This is a genomic window from Mycolicibacterium fallax (assembly GCF_010726955.1).
Lineage (GTDB): Bacteria > Actinomycetota > Actinomycetes > Mycobacteriales > Mycobacteriaceae > Mycobacterium > Mycobacterium fallax.
The window spans coordinates 3,300,296-3,318,840 of record NZ_AP022603.1 but is presented as its reverse complement, the minus strand read 5'-3'; the positions used below and the strand labels follow the sequence as shown (position 1 = coordinate 3,318,840).

The following is an 18,545-nucleotide window of genomic DNA, read 5'->3' as shown; positions in this document are numbered from 1 at the left end:
GGCTACGACTGGTCGCCGGAGTCCTTCTTGGAGAAGGTCTTTTTCACCGTCTCCCGAACCTTCTTGACGCCGTTCTCCAGGTCCTGCCCGGCCTGCTTGACGCGGGCCATCACCGCCTCGCCGGCCTTCTTGCCCGCCGAGTCCAGCTTGAGGCTGCCGACGTCCTTGGCGATGCCCTTGACCTCGTTGACGCGCTTCTTCACGCTGCTGTTCTCGCCGGTGAGGAGCTTCTCGGTCTGCTTGGACAGCTGCGCCCGCAGGTCCGTGCCCGAGTCGGTGTCCGCGGTCCTGAGCGACGTCGTCGTGACGGACGGGGTGTAGCCGGATTCACCCGGCAGGATGCCGTTCTTATCCACGGTGTCGGCGCCGACGAGACCGGCGACACCCACCCGGACCTGGTTGCGCAGGCCCAGCATCTCCTTGTTCCGGAACTTCAGCAGCGCACCGTCCTGGGACGTTTCGACGCCCCGGATGTAGTCGGTGCCCCCGCCGAGCGACTCCGGCAGGATCGTCGCGACACCGTCGATGCCGGAGTCGATCGCCCACTGCGGCCCGTCGACGATGTCGCGGGCGATCTTGTACACGTTCTCCGCGCTCTCCCCGGACACGACGGCCTCGGTGAGCTTCACCAGCGCCATCGGGATCTGAACGGCCAGGCTGGCGCTGTCGATGCTCGACTTGAGCAGCAGGTTCGATGCGGTCCAGGCGTAGTTCGTATCGCCAAGCGTGCCGTCGGGGACCACGCCCAGGCTGTCCGCAATCCCGTTGCGGAGTTCGGTCTGCGCGGCCTGGACCTGGTTGCGGAACTTCATGATCTCGCCGTCGCCCGCGGTCGTCGACGTGTCGTGGTCGGTGCCCCCGCCGATCCCGGCCGGCAGGCCATTGGCGACGGCCTCGAACGTCGGATCCAGGACGTACAGCGGCATGTCGATGACCTGCCGGGTCTGCGAGTACAGCCGCTGGGTGTCGCCGCCGACGGCAGCGAGCACCATCACGGCCGGCACCAGCGGCGCCTGGCGGATCTGCTCCAGCAGGCGTCCGGCCGTCACCGACAGCAGCGATTCCGGCGACGCGGTCGGGCTGAACGCGGCGGTCAGTGCAACGGACTGGTCACTGGCCCGCAGCGCCATGGTGTCGCCGTTGGTCGCGGTGATCGGTGTCACGGCAAGCAGGCCGGCCCCCACGATGGCCACACCGGCGGTGGCGAGTGGTCGCGCGTTGGTCCTCATTGTTTCCCCCTCGGATTGATCCTTGATTGACTCCCCGAGGCACGCTAACTGAACTTTTCCTGAGATATTGCGACGTAAGTCGAGCTATTGTCGTACGCAAGAGCGCCGCCCCTTCTGAGCAGCGACTTTCGCCAGGAATCGGCCAGAATTCGGGCGCCCCGGCTGGCGGCCCGGCGATCCGGTAGCCGGGGACGCCGGGCAGCATGTCCCATCCACCCAGCTCACGTGGCTTGACCAGCCTCCTTGGCGGCACATCGGCGCCCCGAGCCGCGGGAGCAGAGATGCGCGGGCAATGTCCGCAGGCCGTTCACCGGCATCCGGGCAACCCGCGAGCCCCACCCACGCCGGCCACAAAGTGGGTGAATCTCCTGAGTTTTAGCTGTGCCGGGCGGCGCCTGCCCCGGGTTTCGCTCAACGGTGGCCGCCGCCGACGCCAACCGGCCCGACCAGCCGGCGAATGTGCCGTGGCAGAATACTGAGCATGTCTAACTTCCGCGCCCAGGGCCTCGCAGTGTTCCGCGAGATGCTGCCGGGCCTGCTGCCCGACGACGACGCCGACGTCGACTTCGCCGCCAAGTCCGACTTCGCCCCCGAGCTGATGGACATCGGGGTGGAGTCGATCTTCGGCCGGCTGTGGAGTCGGGACGGCCTGTCACGACGGGACCGCTCGCTGGTGACCCTGGGCATCCTGATCGCGCTCGGCGCCGAGAACGAACTGGAGTCGCACTTTGCGATCGCGCTGCGCAACGGGCTGACCAAGGATGAACTCGCCGAGGTGGTCTACCACTCCACCGGCTACGCCGGCTTCCCGGCGGCCAACACCGCCAAGGACGCCGCGATCAAGGCGTTCGAGCGCTAACCAGCCATCGAAAGCCCAAGTGCCCCCGCCATTTCGGCGAGGGCACTTGAGCTTGGCTGGGTTGGTCAGGCCGCGTCCTGCCCGGTGACCTTCTTCACGGTCTTCTCGACCTTCTTGGCCCCGTCGTTCAGATCCTTCGCCACCTGAGTAACGCGTTCCTTGGCGTTCCCCGTCACGGTCTTGACGACGTTCTCGGGCTTGCCCGACTTCACCGCGCCGACGAGCCGGTCGGCGCGGGTCTTCTCGGCGGCCAGGTTGCCCTTGACCTTCCCGAGGGATTCCTTGATTCGGGCTCCGTCACCGACACCCTTGAGCGCCGCACTCGGATCCTTTAGTGCCGCCGCGACCTCTTTCGCATCGTTTGACAACTTGCTGTCGCTAAGCAGTGTTTTCCCGCCAAGGGCTGCGAGCGCATCCTTCGCGGACGACGGCTCCGGATCGGAGGCGACGCGGAGTTGCTGCGTCTGAGAGCCGGCCAAACCACCGGTCAGGCTCTCGAAGGCCCGCGTCACCACACCCGGGATCCCACCGTCATCCAGTCCGCTGGTGAGATCGTTAACCTTGCGGTTCGCATCCCACAGGTACGGACTCACATCAACCTTGCCGCCGACGACACCCCGGGCTGCCAGCAGGAGACCGTTGACCTGACCGGATGCCGTGTCCAAGGTCTCGGCCACAGGACCCAGAGCTTCTTGGCCGCTATTGATCAGCTGATTGATCGGCCCCTTCACCGCATCAATGCCGTTGTTGACCGCTTCGGAGACACTGAGCAGAAGTTCATTGTCGTTGATGAACTCGCCCGCGTTCCAGCCCCACAGGTTGTACTTGTAGGCCGCCGGGTTGAGCAGGCTGTCCTGAATGCCCGAGATCGTGGAATCGAACACTGTTTGCGGAATCTCGAACCGTTGCGCCCAGTTGAGGTAGTCCGGCAAGAGGAAGAGGTCGGTCTGTTCCGCAGCACCCGCGGCGATTCCAGCTGTGGTGCGCGCAAATTCGAGAACTCCGTCACCGTCGACGTCGGTGACCTTGACGTCTTTGTATCCGGCGTCCACCATCTGGGTGAGGACGTTCTCGAACGAGTCCACGATCGGAGTGGAGACGGTTGCACCCGTGTAGCCGAGCAGGCGCGGCAGAACGTGGAACGGTTCCAACAGCGGAAGGTTTCCGGAGTCGTAGGTGATATAGGTGGCGTCACCGGCGAACGGGAAGTCAATCTCGAGGCCGACCGAGTCGCCAATGGCGCCGAGCACATCGCCGAGCACTCCGTCCACCGCGTCACCCACCACCTCAAGCTCCGTCCCCTGCAGAAGCAGCGAGCTACCCTGCCCACCGGTCGGATCCAGGGTCACCTGCGCCGCATCCATCAGTGCATTCACCACGCCGGGGTAAATCATGTCGCCGATCGCACCCCCGGCCGTGGACAAGTCGGCCGGCAACAGGTACGTCGGCATCACGACGCCGGCAACGGAATTCGCCCAAGCCAGCGGATTCATTGACGACGGGGCGTCGGAGACCAGATCGTATTTCCACCCGATATCGGTAATGCTGATGTTGAGAACCTTGGTCGCCAAGCCGGAATCATTGGACTCTGCATCCTCGTTTGTAAAACTACCGGCCTCAGGGTTGCTGAAGTTCAGCCCCACCAAATCACTGATCGGGGTAACCAACGCCATCAGGCCGCCCCCGGGCCGAGACGGGTTACGTAGCAACACGGCGACTACCCCGGTCACTCCGTTGTGATCGTCACCCCACAGTTCACTGTCGGACTGGACATCAGCGATCATTTGACGCAGCGCAATCGCCGCGTCAGTGCCACCGAGGCCGGTCCCCAGAATGATGGCACGACGCTGGTTGAGCACGGTGGCAAGGTTATTTGCCACGGCGGCGATGTCATCCCCCAAACCCGGAATCCATTCCAAATCTTCAAGGATTTCAACGATGTCATCCAAACCGCCGAATATCCCGGCGCTGTATTCCAACCCGTTCACCGCGTCGTACACACCCGCCGGTCCGAAGCCCGGTACGCGCGCATCAATCGGGGAAATCGCCTCCAGCGCATCGAGCAGCGTCTCGGCCGCTTGGGTGAGTGCGTCGTTTCCGATCAGATTCACCGCCCCGGTGATGATGGACCTCGGGTTGCCCATCCCGGCCATACGCAGCGCCTGAAAAACCGGGCCGACACCGTAAATGCCGATCATGTCGCCGATGGCGGCGAGCTGAACATCGGCGCTGACCGTGCGCGGTTGCGTGACCGAAACCTCGCTCTGGCCGGCACTGGACACGTAGCTGACGGCCGTGGGGCCCACCAATCCGACCGTAAGAGCGGTGGCCGCAGTAATCGCGGTCGCGGCGGCCGCCGCGCGGATCGCCTGCGACTTGGCCTTGAGCAGCGGGGTGGGGGTGGGCTGTGACATGAGCCGTGCTCCTTGTGCGACGTGACGTAGATAACAACTTGTACCGAAATCTATCAGGTCGCTCTCAGGCTTTCATCACGATAGGTGCGGTTATGTTCATGTGGTTGCGTCAGCAAACACCTAGGGTTCGCCCCGCCGCGGCGGCACGGGTGCGGGCGCCTGCCCGCACAACCGCCCCCCAACGCGGGCCGCACGGCCCCCACCAGGGGATTCAGCCAAGTAGCCACAACCGAGACTGCACGTCGCGCCCCACAACAGCACCGCACGCCGACGATAGCCAGCACACGCAAATAAATACTTGGTGGCAGCGCGGTGCGACCAAGCATCTGAGATTCTGCTGAAGGTTGGCGGCATCGCGCCGTGGCCGAAACAGCCGTCACAAACGACGGTGGGGCCCCTGCCTCAGCAGGGACCCCACCGTGGGTCTGGACGGAACGCGACCGTTCCGAGTGACTATTCGCCGGTCTTGGTGACCTTCTTGACGGCGTCCTTGACCTTCTTCACGGTCTCCTTCACCTTGGCGACCCCGTTGTCCAGGTCCTTCTTGGCCCGGTCGACGCGCTTGTCGACCTTGGCCTTGACCGTGTTGCCGATGTCCTTCGGGTTGCCGGACTTCACCGACTCGACGACGTCGTCGGCATCCTTCTGCGCCTTGGTCAGACTGCTCTGCAGCTTGGTCCCGCGCTTCTGCAGGTCCGTCGCGGCATCGAGCACCGGGCCCACCGGGTTGGCGGTCAGCTGCTTCACCGCCTTGGTCAGCCGCCCGCCGGTCAGGCCGGCATCGGCCTCTGCCAGGCCCCCGGTCACCTCGGCGTTGAGTTGATCGACGCCCTGCTTGACCGGGACGAGCCCCTCACCGACGAACTTGTAGACCTCGCCCAGGCGCTCCTGCTCCTCGGGGGTATCGGTCTTGATGACGTCCTGGATCTCCTGCGGCAGCGCGTCGTGGAGTTTGACCAGCGCGTCGCTGACCGTCGCCCCGGCCTCCGCGCCCACCTTGCGGATGGCGTCGGCCGGGGCCGCCAGCACCTCGTCGAGTTCCTCGCTGCGCTCCACGCCGAGGGCGTCCATCAGCCGGTAGGCGGTGGAACGGACCGAGGAGTTCCAACCGTCGTGCAGCCCCTGGCCAACCGCGGAGAGCAGATCGCCCTGCAGTTGCGCGATCTCGCGCAGCTCCAGCGTCTGAGTGCCAAACAGCACCGGGTTGTGCATCTCCAGATAGCTGCGGTCGTAGGCGTCGTACTTGGCCGGGTCAAACTCGCCGTTGGCCAACTGCTGCGGGGTGATGACGTCGGTGTAACCGATGTTGGTCAGGATCTTCAGCAACGGCTCAAAGGTGTCGGCGACCGGAGTGCCGATCTGCTCGCCGGTGGCCTTGCTGATCAGCTGGGCCGGCAGGCGCAGCGGAGCGACCAGCGGCAACTGATTCTGGGTCAGGGTCAGGTAGTAGGTGCCTGCGTCACGCTCGCCCTCGGGCACCTGGTAAATCGTCAGGCCGGTTTTCGAAATGTCCCCGTCGCCGGTCACCCCGGCCAGGTCCAGCAGCGACAGCACCGACATCGCGGAGTTCGCCCAGGCGATCGGGTTGGCCGTCACCGGGGCATCGGACATGTAGTCGTAGGCCCAGGTCGCGTCCGCCTTGATGGTCACCAGCATCTTCTGGTGGTTGACCGCGTTCAGCAGATCCAGCAGTTCGCCCAGTTGCTCGGGGTTCGACAGCATCGAGTCAACATCCAGATCGGTGGCGCCGAGGTTGACCGAGTTGAGCACCGTCATCAGTTCGCCGACATTGTCGACCTCCGACAGGTCGAGGTCCTTCAGTTCCGGCGCCACCAGGTTGAACAGATCCGCTTCGGTAACCCCATCCGGCAGTACGTTCTCGCGCTCCGGAGACAGCGGGTCGACGCCATTGAGCGCTTCGTAGAGCGGCCTGAACCGGGTGTACAGGCCACCGTTGCCCCGGCCCGGATTGCGCAGCATTGCCAGCACGACGGCGGTGATGTCGACGACGCCGCCATCGTTGGTGGTGAACTCCACGCCCGGCGCGTCCGGGTAGGTGATCTTCGGGCTGAACCCGTTACTCCAGGTAGCAGAGAGCTTCTTGTCCTTCTGTTCACCGCCCGACACGATGGTCAGTTCGGTGCCCTCGGTGAGCGGTGCACCGACCGGGACATCACCGTCCTTGACGGCCTGGACAAACTGTCGGTAGGCGTCGGCCACAACAAGATTGCCGTCGCCGAACCCGATCAGGTTCGTGTTCTGAATGTAGGCAGTCCAGTTCAACACGCTCGCCAGAACCCCTGCCTCCGACCAGTTTTCGTCGCTGAGTGCGTCACTGAGGGAATACAGGTAGAGCGAGTCGCGCATGCCGAGCTTGTTGATCAGACCGGTGATGGTCCCGACATCAGTTATTTCCAGACCCTGCAATTCCTGCAGATCGATCTCACCGGACAGAATCTTCGGCTTCAGATTGTCGTTGAACACCCCGGTTGGCGAAACCCATTGCCCATGGGACGTGCACCCGCCGACGCAGCGCCCCAACCCGTAGTTGATGATGCTGTCCACCCAGGTCACCCACTCCGGCTTCAGTTCCACCCCGTTGGGCGCAACACCCCAGCCCACCATTGGGCCAGGGTCCTGGGTGGCGAGCACGTTGTAGACGTCCTCGGCACTGGTGCCCGGCGGAGCGATGACGCCGCCGCCGTCCCCGACGATCGACTGCAGCCACTCCGGCACCCCGACCACCGTCGTCTGACTGGTGATGGCCTGCGCCGTCGGCGCGATCCCCATGCTGACGGCCGCCGCGAGTGCCGCGCCGCCCACCAATGCCGCCTTGCCGCGCTTCCGCCGACGCTGCCCCATCGTCCCCCCTCAGGAAATCTTCAGTTTGTTGAACCGAAAACATAGGTCCTCGCGCAGCCCACTTTCGCCAATTCCGGCAGGGAATTTCCCTAGTCAAACAACCGACGGTCGCTACCGCGCGGTAGAAATCCGCAAACCCTCGACTGGAACGTGTTACAAGAGCACTGCTCCCGAACGCGCCTGAGCATCAACGAGTTTCGATTATCCGACCTGATGATCGCGGCTCGGGCGAGCTGTCGCGGAGGAGCAGTTCGGGACTACACCAATTCGGCCCCAGACCACCGAAACGTCCACCCGCCGTCGCACCCCGGTTAGCTGAAAATCGCAGAATAAGTGCGATTATGCGGAGCGTCGCGCCCAGGGTCCACCCAGGAAGCCGCCCCTACCGCCTGGCCCGCCGCCGCTCGGTCAGCATCCGCCACACCCAGGTGGTGGCCACCTCGCGCCCGGTCGCCAGGTATTCGATGGTCGCCGAATAGAACAGCGCATCGGACAGGTCGGCCAGGCCGTCGTCGGTGCCGGCCAGCAGCAGGTGATCACCGATCTGCAGCTCGGTGTCGTCGTCGGGGGTCAGGATCAGCTGATCGCCGCGCACCACCATCAGCATCAGCAGCGACAGCGGCCGGCGCCGGTCGTCGGGATGACGGGTGAGCTGCCCGACGGTCAGGGTGTTGCCGTCCGCCAGCCAGCGGGCCACCGCCGGCGCCTCCTCGGGCGACAGCACCACCGCGGCGCGTTCGGGCACCTTCTTCCCGCACCGCCGCACCAGCCGATCGCGGGTCTGCTCGGCCCACTCGTCGCCCTGCTGCACCGCCTCCTCGACGAACCGCCAGAAGTTCGGGTGCACGACCCGGGCCAGCACCTCCCGGGCCACCAGGTCGGTCCAGACGAACACCGAGTCCACGTCCAGCGCGTCCAGCAGCGACTGGTGCATGCTGTCGCGCTGGCGGATCGAGACGAACACCTCCGGGTTGGCCAGCCGGGCATGCTCGGCCAGCGCGATGTTGGTCATGTCGTTGTCGGTGCCGGCCACGAAGCCGACCGTCTCGTGCAGATCCAGCGGACCCAGCGTCGGCATCAGGCGATGCACGTCCAGGCCGAGCTCGGTCAGATCGGCGGTCACCTGTTCGGCGAACTCACCGTCCCCGCACACCACCCAGCGGCCGTGCGCCAGCCCGGTGCGCAGCTCCGGCAGCCGGTTCTCGTCGTTGTCCATCAGCCAGGTCAGCAGCTGGTGGGTGATCGGGCGCAGCAGCACCAACGCCAGGTATCCGCCGTAGCGGTCGTTCGGGTTGATCACCGCCGCCGGCGAGAAGTCCTCCATCCGGTACTGCACGTCGCGGGCCTGACAGCAGGCGTACACCGGCAGGTCCGGGCGCAGCAGCGACACCGACATCACCACGGCCAGGTTCGCCTCGTCGTCGTCGGTCAGCGCCAGCACCCCGCGGCAGTTGTCCTTGCCCAGCCCGGCCATGCCCAGCACCGCCGGGTTGACACAGTCGCCCTCCAGCGCGGCCACATCGGAGGTGTGCGCGTCGATGCTGGCCGCATCGATCTGGTGTTTCTGTCGGTCGACCACCACAAACCGGCGCCGCTGCTCGTCGAGCCCCAGGCTCACGGTGCGCCCGGCGGTGCCGTAGCCGAGCATCAACAGGAACGGCTCACGGATCCTCGCCACCCGCCGGCGGAACCGCTGCCGGGCCAGCGACTCCCGAAAAGCGTTGTCCCCCAACGCCGCCAGCAACGCACCGATGGTGTACGCCCAGGAGATCACCAGGATGAAGATGGACAGCGTCAGCCACATCCGCTGCGGATAGCTGAACGCGTGCGGCGCCTCGGTGTAGCCGACCGTGGTCAGCGTGATCGTCATCTGATAGAACGCGTCGAACAGCGTCAACCGGTACGGATTGCCCGCCGCATCCACCCCCGGCATCGCCATCATCCCGGCCGTCGAGACGCTGAACCCGACGATCACCACGATCAGCGGCGCCCGCATTCGGCGCAGCAGGACGAACAACGCGTCGGTCGTCTCGATGCCGGTCGGCACCGCCACCCGCGCCCGGCCGCGCGACTCGACCCGGCGCGGCCGGAAGTTCAGCAGCTTGCTCGGGCTGATCACGACTCAGCGGCGCCGGTACGAGGAGGTCTCCACCACCAGCAGGGTGATCGACACCAGGTTGGCCAGCAGCGCGCCACCGGACAGCGACACCACGCTGGCGGTGTGCTGGGCGTTCAGGCCCTCGGCCGACACCTGGGTCGCCCACACCCACATCGTCGCGGCGGCCAGCAACTGCAGCACCGCGACCAGGCTGGCGGCCAGGTGAATCGCGCCCATCTGGGTGCGGTCACCGAACTTGAGCACCGTCGCGATCAGGTTCACCACCACCGCCAAAAACAGCTCGACGACATTGTGGACCTGCGGATCGGAGATGTCGCCGATGAAAAACCCGAAATTCAGGGTGGCCGCCAGCAATACGAAAAAGCCGAAAACCACTTTTTCCAAGTTCACCGCTTGAGCGTATCCGGCCGAACCGCGTACCAGGCCCGGGACCACGCCCCTAACATCACCCGGTATGGGTGAGATCGCGGTTACCGCCGGCATCGAGCACGTCGGTTTGCTGAGCATCGGGGCGTACCGGCCCGAACGGGTCGTCACCAACGACGAGATCTGCCAGCGCATCGACTCCTCCGACGAGTGGATCGTCAGCCGCACCGGCATCAAGACCCGGCGGTTCGCCGGCCGCGACGAGTCCGCGGCGTCGATGGCGATCGAGGCCGGGCGCCGGGCCATCGCCAACGCCGGGCTCACCGGCGCCGACATCGACGCCGTCATCGTCGCCACCAGCACGCACTTCGTGCAGACCCCGGCGTGCGCCCCGCTGGTCGCCTCCGGCGTCGGCGCGCAGGGCACCCCCGGATTCGACGTCAACGTGGGCTGCGCGGGCTTCGGCTACGCCATCTCCATCGCCGCGGACATGCTGCGCGCCGGCAGCGCCGCCAAGGTGCTGGTGATCGGCTCGGAGAAGCTCTCCCCCACCCTGGACATGACCGACCGGGGCAACTGCTTCATCTTCGCCGACGGGGCCGGGGCCGTCGTCGTCGGCGAAACCTCCGAGCCGGGCATCGGCCCGACGGTGTGGGGCAGCGACGGCAGCCAGGGCGCCGCGGTGCGCCAGGACATCGACTGGATCGACTACACCGAGAACCCCACCGGAGTCCGCCCCTACCTGCGGATGGAGGGCACCGCGGTGTTCCGCTGGGCGGCCTTCGAGATGAGCAAGGTCGCCGCCCGCGCCTTGGAGCTGGCCAAGATCGGCCCCGGGGACCTGCAGGCGTTCGTCCCGCACCAGGCCAACGTCCGGATCACCGAACTGCTGGCCAAGAGCCTGCAACTGGGGCCCGAGGTGGTGGTCGCCAACGACATCACCCACACCGGCAACACCTCGGCGGCCTCCATCCCGCTGGCGATGGAGGAACTGCTGAGCAGCGGCGCGTCCCAGGCCGGCGATCTGGCCCTGCTGCTGGGCTACGGCGCGGGCCTGAGCTACGCCGCGCAGGTGGTGCGGATGCCACCGCCGCCGGCGGCGACGTAGTCCGGGCAAAGATCAACCGTTTGCACGACGCCGCCCACCCCGAGCCTTCCTAGGCTCGTTACCGGGGGTGGCGCCCGTCATCCCTGTTGCGTGAGAGGGATGAAATGAAATATCTCGTGTCCTGGACCTACCGGCTCACCGGCTCCGCGCAGGAGAACGAGGCCTCGCTGCGCCGGGGGCTGGCCGTCTACTCCAAGTGGACGCTGCCGGAGACCACCACCTATCACCAGTTCCTGGCCCGGCTCGACGGGTCCGGCGGCGCCGCGGTGATCGAGACCGACAATCCGGCCGACATCACCGAAACCGCCGGCAAATTCGCCTTCATGCTCGACTACCAGGTCGTGCCCGTCGTCGACATCGCCGACGGGATCCAGGCGATGATCGCCGGAATCGACTTCCTGGAGTCGGTCCCCTGAGGCCGGGGATCGCGCCGACTCCAAGCTGGAGCCGCCTGGGGCTGCCTAGCGCCTGCGCTTGTATCGGTTAGCGGCGTATTCATCAACCCACAGGCGGCTCGATCTCCACTGACCGTCTGCACCCTTGGTTGCTTGTAGCGCTCCTCGATTGGCAGCAACCCGCAATGTGGCCGCATTCATTGCGTCGGTAGCCAGTGCGCCAAGCGGAACGAGACGCGCGGGTCCAGCTATCGCAGGGACGATGAACTTGTAGAGGTTGTCGAGGATCGCGCGAGCAATGAACTCTCCCAGCGCTCCGCAGTCACCGCCGTCGGCCCGCTGCAGCGCTCGCAAGTACTTGTCTCGATCACCCTTGTAGATGATGGCTGGCGGGTAACCCATCCGAACCAGAATCAGGTTGAGGACCAATCGTCCGGTACGTCCGTTGCCATCAAGGAATGGGTGGATGGCTTCAAAGTCTCTGTGGACCTTTGCAATTTCTTCGGGAAAGTTCGCGGAGCGCGGCTCTATGGCGTTGACCTGGCGTAGCCAATCGGTCATCGCAGAATCCACAAGTGGCCAAGGGATCGGCTTCATCCCCCCGGCGAACTTTGCTATGTCGTGCTGACGAAACGAGCCGGGACCTTCCTCTGGCGTTGCGTCGGGGTGGGGCTCGACCCTCCAGACCAACGTCATCACCTCATGGTGCACTCGACGCACATCCTGCATGGTGATGATCTGCCCGGGGTCGTAACTCGATGGCTGGATGCCTTCCTTGTACACCCAGTCCGCAGCGTCTGCGTACCCCTTTACCTCCATGTACTCCCGGAGGCGCTTGGCTCCGACAGCGCGGCCCTCCTCCAGGAGTTGCTCGACCTCGGATGTGACGAGCGTGTTCCCCTCGATGGCCGTCGAATGGTGAGCTTCAGCCGTCCAGATTCCTCGCCAGATCCCTGCAGCCTCCAGCGGGCTTGGTAGGCCGCCGAGCCTGTTCCAAAGCTCAGCAATCTGCGTATCTAGACGGTGGTAGATCTCGCTTCGAGCCGGCCGTCCCCTACCAGCCACATCCCAACCCTGTCGTCGACCTCTTGACGCTTCGTACGCTTGCGTCAAAACAATACAAACCGAATGATTTCGACGTGTCCACCTGCCGATACGCGCGAAATTTCGTACTGTTCGTTTACTTTGAGGACATCGTACACTTTTGGCCGTCATGAGCCGTCGGGCCACCGGCGCTGCACCTCTACGGGGATTGCGTCACAGATGCGGCCCCGACCACCGGAACCTGTATGTGGGATCAGCCTCGCCGACTCCACGATGGAGCCGCCTGGGGGAATCGAACCCCCGACCTATTCATTACGAGAGGTTTCCCGCCTCGGGTCGGCCGGAATGAACCCTCGCGAACCGCACGAACCGTACGAACTCGGTCCAACTGATCCAAGCGCTTCGTGTGGCTTGTGCCCAAAATGTGCCCACGTTCCGCGCTGCTTCCTGGCCCGCCATCACGCGGCGGATGAGGCGGTCGCGGCCGATGATCTGATCACAGGATGAAGGCGGTAATGGCCCGGAGGCTGTGAATTGCACACCGCGGCGGCCGCCCTGAGCGACAGAGCCGGCGGCCCGGCGGGTCTTACCGGTGGCGCCGAACGCCGGCGGCGCGGCCGAGCGACGACGAGGGTGGGGTGGGGGCCCCAGCCGCCGCCCCCAGGCGGCGGCGTGCCCGAGGAGGAGCGAGTGCCCGACGACGAGCGGGCGGCGAGCTTGCGTCCGCCGGTAAGGGCCCAGAGGGTTGCCGTCGCCGTCGCGGCCGCCGCGGCGTGAATTCACAGACGGAGGGTCTTACCGACCGGAATCCGTTGGAAGATCGGGTGCGAACCGTGTCTCGTATCTACCGCGCCGAAGGCGCGCTTGAATCAGTAAGGAAAGTTCTCACGGGACCCGATCCCCAGCGGGGCCTCCTACTATTTTATCGCCTGCGCCACTCCATTTGGCGATCTGGTTCTTCCGGCTTTCGTGACGAATCCGAGGACCCTACGCTTACGTCTTAGTTCGGCGCCTCGACGGCAGCACGACGAGTGAGGGCAGGGCTTTCAGTTTTCAACCAGCAGTTGTTCCACAGCGGCGCGGGCCGTGCGGCCGACGCCGATGATTGTTGCCGAGCCTGGTCCTGTCCAGTCGCCGTATCCGAGCAGGTGCAGGGCGGGTTCTTTGACGGCCCGGGTGCCGTCGACGGCGATGGTGCCGTCGGGTTCCCGCAGGTGCAGTGGTCGCAGGTGGGCCAGTGCGGGGCGGAAGCCGGTTGCCCACACGATGACGTCGGCGCGTTGCTCGCGGTCGGCCCAGTAGACCCCGTCGGCGTTCAACCCCTCGAACATCGGGACGGCGTGCAGCACGCCGCGTTCCCGGGCAGCACGCACGGTGGGAATCATGACGATGTCGCCGAGGCTGGCGATGCCGCCGGTGTCGGGGCGCCCGGCGGCGAGGTCGGCGGCACGTCTGGTGGCGATATCGAACAGCGCCCGGCCGTCGACGTCGTCGGGCAGGAACCGCGGCGGGGTGTGGGTGGCCCAGGTCGTGGTGGTGGTTTCGGAAATCTCGGCGAGCAGTTGGGCGGCGGAGTTTCCGCCGCCGACCACCACGACGTGCTTGCCGGCGAAGGGGGCGGCGTCGCGGTAGTGCACGGTGTGCAGCTGCTGGCCGCGGAAGTCGCGGGCACCGGGGTAGATCGGCCAGAAGGGTTGGTGCCAGGTGCCGGTCGCGCTGATCACGGCTCGGGCACGCCACTGGCCTGCGGACGTCATCACCACAAGGTGGTCACCGTCGCGGATGACCTTGTCCACGTGGACGGGGCGGCGCACGGGGAGTTCATAGCGCTGTTCGTAGGCGCGCAGGTACTCGACGACGTGCCGTGCGGGGGGAAAGCCGTTGGGCCAGTTGGGCATGGGCCATCCCGGCAGGGATGAGTACGAGGCCGGGGAGAACAGGGTCAGCGACGCCCAGGTGTGCGGCCAGGCACCACCCGGGGCTGGCTGGTCGTCGAGAATGACGAAGCGGTGCCCCGCTCGGCGTAGGTAGTAGCCCGCGGCAAGTCCGGCCTGACCGCCCCCGATCACGGCCACGTCGACGTCCTCGCTGCTCATCCCGGCACCTTCCCAGAACGTGCCGGGTGATCGCTGTCGGCGCCGGATCGCACAGTCCGCTCCATTTCTTGACTCACCGAACCAGTGCCGTGAGCGTTAACGGTGAGCCCAGACTTTAGCCGCCGAGACGAGCAGGATCAGCACCAGAGCGGGGACGATCGCGCCACTGGGGATAACCGTGAGTAGCGCTGCGCCGAGCAGGGTGCCCAGGATGGAGCCGACTGCCATGGTGAGGACGAATGCTTTGTTGGCGTTCAGGATGTGAAAGCTGGCGTCTTGGCTGTATCGGGCGAAGGCAACCAGCATCGTGGGCAGTGACACCGCCAGCGACAGGCTGCCGGCCAGTTTGATGTCGATGCCGTAGAGAAGCACGATGGTGGGGATCAGGAGTTCTCCGCCGGCGACTCCCATGAGGGCGGCCACAACACCGATCAGCGCACCGGCGATGAGTCCGGCGATCAGCTGTATCGCGGGCGGAAGAGCAAGGGGCTCAACGGTGTTCAGGTGAAATGCCGCCAGGGCCGCAGCGATCACGACGAGCAGAACTGCGAGAATCCGGTAGAGAGTCGCCGACCGCATTCTGGTGGCCCACGTCGCGCCGATCCACGCCCCCGCCAGGCTGCCGGCCAGCAGATTGGCGATGATCGTCCACTGCGCCGCGACCTCGGAGAAGGGCACGGCGATCAGCCGAGCGGGCAAAGCGGTGAGCACGACGATCAGGCTCATGGCCTTGTTGACGATCACGGCCTGCAAAGCGGCGAACCCGAACACTGCGATCAGCAGCGGTAACCGGAACTCGGCGCCCCCCAACCCGATCAGGCCGCCCAGAGCCCCGACCGACACCCCGGCCAGAATCGCTGCGGTCAGCGACCTGGACGTGGTCGCCGGATGAGATGTTGCGGGGAAGACCGGTTCACTCACTGACGGCGGGCCGTCAGCGTGCGGCGAGGAGTTGGGCGATTTCCTTGGCGCTGGGGACCTTTCCGGCCACGAGGACTTCCTCGTCGACCACCAGTCCGGGGGTCTTCATCACGCCGTAGCCGGCGATCTCGGCGTAGTCGGTGACAGCCTGGATCTCGGCGTCCAGTCCCAGTTGGGCCAGCGCCTCCCGTGTGCGTTCCTCCAGGCTGTGACAGTTGCGGCAGCCGGGACCGAGGATTTTGACGATCATGAGAACAACTCCGTTCGTTGAAGGGGTTGGGCTATCGGCCAACGAGGTTGAACAGGAATCCGATGATCATGATTCCGACGGTCACCGTCCCGAAGAAGATCGCCAACAGAGGTGGCTTGAGCACTCGGCGCAGCATGACCGCCTGCGGAATCGACAGGGCGATGGTGCTCATCGTGAACGCCATCACCGTGCCCAGCGACATTCCTTTGGCCCACAGGGCTTCGGCGATGGGCACGACGCCGGCGCCGTTGACATAGAGCGGCACCCCGGCCAAGGTCGCGACCACGACCGCGAACGGGTTGTCCGGTCCGGCGAAACGCACGAAGAAGTCGGCGGGAACCCACCCGTGGATGACCGCGCCGATGCCGACTCCGAGCAGGACCCACAGCCACACGCTGCGGAAGATGTCCTTGGTCTCCTCGAGCGCGGCATCGACCCGCTCAGCCAGCGTGGGCACGTGCCCGTCGGCGCGCAGCGCCCCCACCTTCGTCGCGAACACCATGGGCTCGACCCACCGTGTGAGGTCGAAGCGCGAGAAGATCCAGCCGATCACCAGGGACAGCACACTGCCGGCGGCCACATAGACCGCAGCGATATGCCAGCCGAACTGGTCACCGATCATGATCGCGGCGATCTCGCTGATCAGCGGTGAGGCGATCAAGAACGTGAGCGTGATCGACAGCGGGATGCCCGCGGCAACGAACCCGATGAACAGCGGAATTGAACTGCACGAGCAGAACGGCGTCACGACGCCGAGAACGACGGCGAGCACCAACCCGACGAACAGTCCGCGGCCTTGCAAGTAGTCCCTGGCCTTGTCCAGATCGAGGCTCGCGCGCAGCATGCCGACCACGAACATCAGTCCGGTGAGCAGCAGGAAGATTTTCACCGTGTCGTAGAGGAAGAAATGCACCGCACCGACGGCACGGGTCTGCAGATCGAGTCCCAGCCAACCGACGATCGCATCCCAGATGTACTCGTTCAGGGCATAGAGGGCGGCCCAGACGAGTGCGGCGAGCAGCAGAACGCCGAGGGTCCGCGTGCGTTCCGACGGGCCACCCGGACCGGCGTCGGAGACATGGCGGGAGGCGATACTCACCTGTTCACCGTACGGTCGGCAGCGACGGTGTCGCGGGCGTTGGCGAGCTGGGTGAGGGCGGGGATGCCGACGGGTTCCACCGGCAGCAGGGGCACCACGGCGATGCGGTCGGCGTAATCGTTTCGCACGGTGTCGATCTGGGCGGTCTCGGCAGCGGCGCGGCGGCGCAGCAGCGGTGCGGTGGGCTCGGCGGCGGCCAGGGAGTTATTGATGACCCAGGCCCAGGGGTGGATCTCGGCGCGTTCGAGTTCACTCTTGAGGCCGGCGGCCTCCAGGACCGGGGTGGTCTCGGCGAGGGTGACGATGATGACCTTGGTCGACTCGGGGTCCTGCAGCCGCATCAGCGGGGTGGTGAAGTGCCGGTCGCCCAACTGGCGGGCAACTTCGCGGTGATAGGAGCCGGTGGCATCCAGCAGCAACAGGGTGTGTCCGGTCGGGGCGGTATCGACGACCACGAAATGTCGGCGTGATTCGGCGATGACCTTCGAGAAGGCCTGGAAGACAGCGACTTCCTCGGTGCAGGGTGAGCGCAGGTCCTCGGCAAGCAGCAGCCGGCCCTGCTCGTCGAGGTCCGCGCCTTTGGTGGCCAGGACGTGCTCGCGGTAAGCCCGGGTGGCCTCGACGGGGTCGATGCTGGACACGGTCAGGTGCTCCAGGGTGCCGTGCAGAGTGTCGGTGAGATGGCCGGCCGGGTCGGTGGTGGTCAGGTGCACCGGGTGGCCGCGCTGGGCCAATGCCACGGCGATCGCGGCGGCCACGGTGGTCTTGCCGACCCCGCCCTTACCCATACACATGATCAGGCCCTTGTCGCCGGCGGCGATCTGGTCGATCAGCGCGGCCAGGGGCGCGTCAGGCACCTCGACGGCAGGCACCTCGGCCTCGTCTGCCCTGACGTCCGGAATGAACAGTGTTGCCAGGGCGTCGATTCCGACGATGTTGGTCGCCTTGAGCTCCACCTGATCCAGCGGCAGCGCCCGCAGTTCCTCAGGCAGGGCGGCGATCGCGGCCTGTTCGCGACGGTGGATCGCCGAGGCCAGCGGGTCGCCGTCATCGGCGGGGGCGGGCAGCACACCGTTGATCACCACGTACTGATGCGTCAGTCCGATCGCGGCCAGTTCCCGGTGAGTGCGGGTGATCTCAGCAAGCGTCGAGGTCTGCGCGCGGGCCACCAACACCAGCCGGGTGCGGGTCGGATCAGCCAGCGCCTGCACGGCGGTGGCGTAGACGGCGCGCTGCTTCTCCAAGCCGGCCAGCGGGCCCAGGCAGGAGGCGTCGCCCTTGCCTTCGTTGAGGAAGTCCGTCCAGGAGCCGGGCAGTTGCAGCAGCCGGATGGTATGGCCGGTCGGGGCGGTGTCGAACAGCACATGGTCGAATGACCCGATCTGACCGCCGGCGTCGGTGAGTAGCTCGGTGAACTCGTTGAACGAGGCGATCTCGGTGGTGCACGACCCGGAGAGTTGTTCGGTGATCGACGCCAACTCCGCCTCGGGCAGCAGCCCGCGCACCGGTCCAACGATGCGTTCCCGGTAAGCCTCGGCGGCCTGGTCGGGGTCGATCTCCAACGCCGACAGGCCCGTCACGTCGGGGATCGCGGTGATGGCGTTGCCGATCGTCAGCCCGAACACCTGCCCGACGTTGGAGGCCGGGTCGGTGCTGACCAGCAGCACCGTTCTGCCCTGCCGGGCCAGGGTGATCGCGGTGGCACACGCGATGGAGGTCTTGCCCACCCCGCCCTTGCCGGTGAAGAACAGAAAGCGCGGCGGATGGTCAAGGAACTTCATCG

At 65.9% G+C, this 18,545-nt stretch carries 14 protein-coding genes; 3 read left to right on the top strand and 11 right to left on the bottom strand.

The features are described 5' to 3' along the window. Nucleotides 1-2: 2 nt before the first annotated feature. Entirely contained in the window at nucleotides 3-1,229 is a 1,227-nt protein-coding gene (locus G6N10_RS15875; RefSeq protein WP_085094899.1) for a hypothetical protein, read from the bottom strand. Between the two features lie 481 nt (nucleotides 1,230-1,710). Between G6N10_RS15875 and G6N10_RS15870 the strand changes: the two genes are divergently transcribed. Further along, nucleotides 1,711-2,088: a carboxymuconolactone decarboxylase family protein gene (locus tag G6N10_RS15870; RefSeq protein ID WP_085094901.1), complete on the top strand. Its 378-nt coding sequence runs from the start codon at nucleotides 1,711-1,713 to the stop codon at nucleotides 2,086-2,088. A gap of 65 nt (nucleotides 2,089-2,153) precedes the next feature. Here G6N10_RS15870 and G6N10_RS15865 read toward each other — a convergent pair whose 3' ends face one another. The 4 genes from G6N10_RS15865 to G6N10_RS15850 form a co-directional block, all read right to left on the bottom strand. Beyond that, a complete protein-coding gene (locus G6N10_RS15865; RefSeq protein ID WP_085094903.1) occupies nucleotides 2,154-4,502 on the bottom strand; it encodes an alpha/beta hydrolase family protein in 2,349 nt (782 codons plus the stop codon). Between the two features lie 453 nt (nucleotides 4,503-4,955). Next, nucleotides 4,956-7,364, bottom strand: coding sequence for a PE-PPE domain-containing protein (locus G6N10_RS15860; RefSeq protein WP_085094904.1), 2,409 nt, complete (start codon nucleotides 7,362-7,364; stop codon nucleotides 4,956-4,958). Nucleotides 7,365-7,746: 382 nt separating this feature from the next. After that, entirely contained in the window at nucleotides 7,747-9,483 is a 1,737-nt protein-coding gene (locus G6N10_RS15855) for an NAD-binding protein (RefSeq protein WP_085094906.1), read from the bottom strand. Nucleotides 9,484-9,486: 3 nt separating this feature from the next. Continuing rightward, a complete protein-coding gene (locus G6N10_RS15850) occupies nucleotides 9,487-9,873 on the bottom strand; it encodes a DUF6394 family protein (protein WP_085094908.1) in 387 nt (128 codons plus the stop codon). Between the two features lie 64 nt (nucleotides 9,874-9,937). On the opposite strand from G6N10_RS15850, the gene G6N10_RS15845 reads away from it, so the two are divergent. Beyond that, the gene (locus G6N10_RS15845; RefSeq protein ID WP_085094910.1) at nucleotides 9,938-10,957 is read left to right on the top strand and encodes a beta-ketoacyl-ACP synthase III; all 1,020 of its coding nucleotides are present in this window, start codon (nucleotides 9,938-9,940) and stop codon (nucleotides 10,955-10,957) included. A gap of 104 nt (nucleotides 10,958-11,061) precedes the next feature. After that, nucleotides 11,062-11,373, top strand: a complete 312-nt coding sequence (locus G6N10_RS15840) for a DUF3303 domain-containing protein (RefSeq protein ID WP_085094912.1) — start codon at nucleotides 11,062-11,064, stop codon at nucleotides 11,371-11,373. 45 nt (nucleotides 11,374-11,418) lie between these two features. Here the strand turns inward: G6N10_RS15840 and G6N10_RS20495 are convergent, their stop codons facing one another. From G6N10_RS20495 to arsA, 6 genes are all read right to left on the bottom strand, one after another. Continuing rightward, nucleotides 11,419-12,135: a Fic family protein gene (locus G6N10_RS20495; RefSeq protein ID WP_234810511.1), complete on the bottom strand. Its 717-nt coding sequence runs from the start codon at nucleotides 12,133-12,135 to the stop codon at nucleotides 11,419-11,421. 1,307 nt (nucleotides 12,136-13,442) lie between these two features. Next, the gene (locus G6N10_RS15830) at nucleotides 13,443-14,492 is read right to left on the bottom strand and encodes an ArsO family NAD(P)H-dependent flavin-containing monooxygenase (protein ID WP_085094916.1); all 1,050 of its coding nucleotides are present in this window, start codon (nucleotides 14,490-14,492) and stop codon (nucleotides 13,443-13,445) included. A 96-nt stretch (nucleotides 14,493-14,588) separates the two neighbouring features. Further along, the gene (locus tag G6N10_RS15825) at nucleotides 14,589-15,413 is read right to left on the bottom strand and encodes a sulfite exporter TauE/SafE family protein (RefSeq protein ID WP_085094919.1); all 825 of its coding nucleotides are present in this window, start codon (nucleotides 15,411-15,413) and stop codon (nucleotides 14,589-14,591) included. Nucleotides 15,414-15,426: 13 nt separating this feature from the next. Continuing rightward, nucleotides 15,427-15,663 (bottom strand): thioredoxin family protein, encoded by a 237-nt coding sequence (locus G6N10_RS15820; RefSeq protein WP_085094921.1) that lies wholly within the window; start codon nucleotides 15,661-15,663, stop codon nucleotides 15,427-15,429. Nucleotides 15,664-15,694: 31 nt separating this feature from the next. Further along, entirely contained in the window at nucleotides 15,695-16,762 is a 1,068-nt protein-coding gene (locus G6N10_RS15815; protein ID WP_085094923.1) for a permease, read from the bottom strand. Continuing rightward, nucleotides 16,759-18,543 (bottom strand): arsenical pump-driving ATPase, encoded by a 1,785-nt coding sequence (arsA, locus tag G6N10_RS15810; protein WP_085094925.1) that lies wholly within the window; start codon nucleotides 18,541-18,543, stop codon nucleotides 16,759-16,761. The genes G6N10_RS15815 and arsA overlap by 4 nt, the downstream gene beginning before the upstream one ends. Between the last annotated feature and the right edge of the window lie 2 nt (nucleotides 18,544-18,545).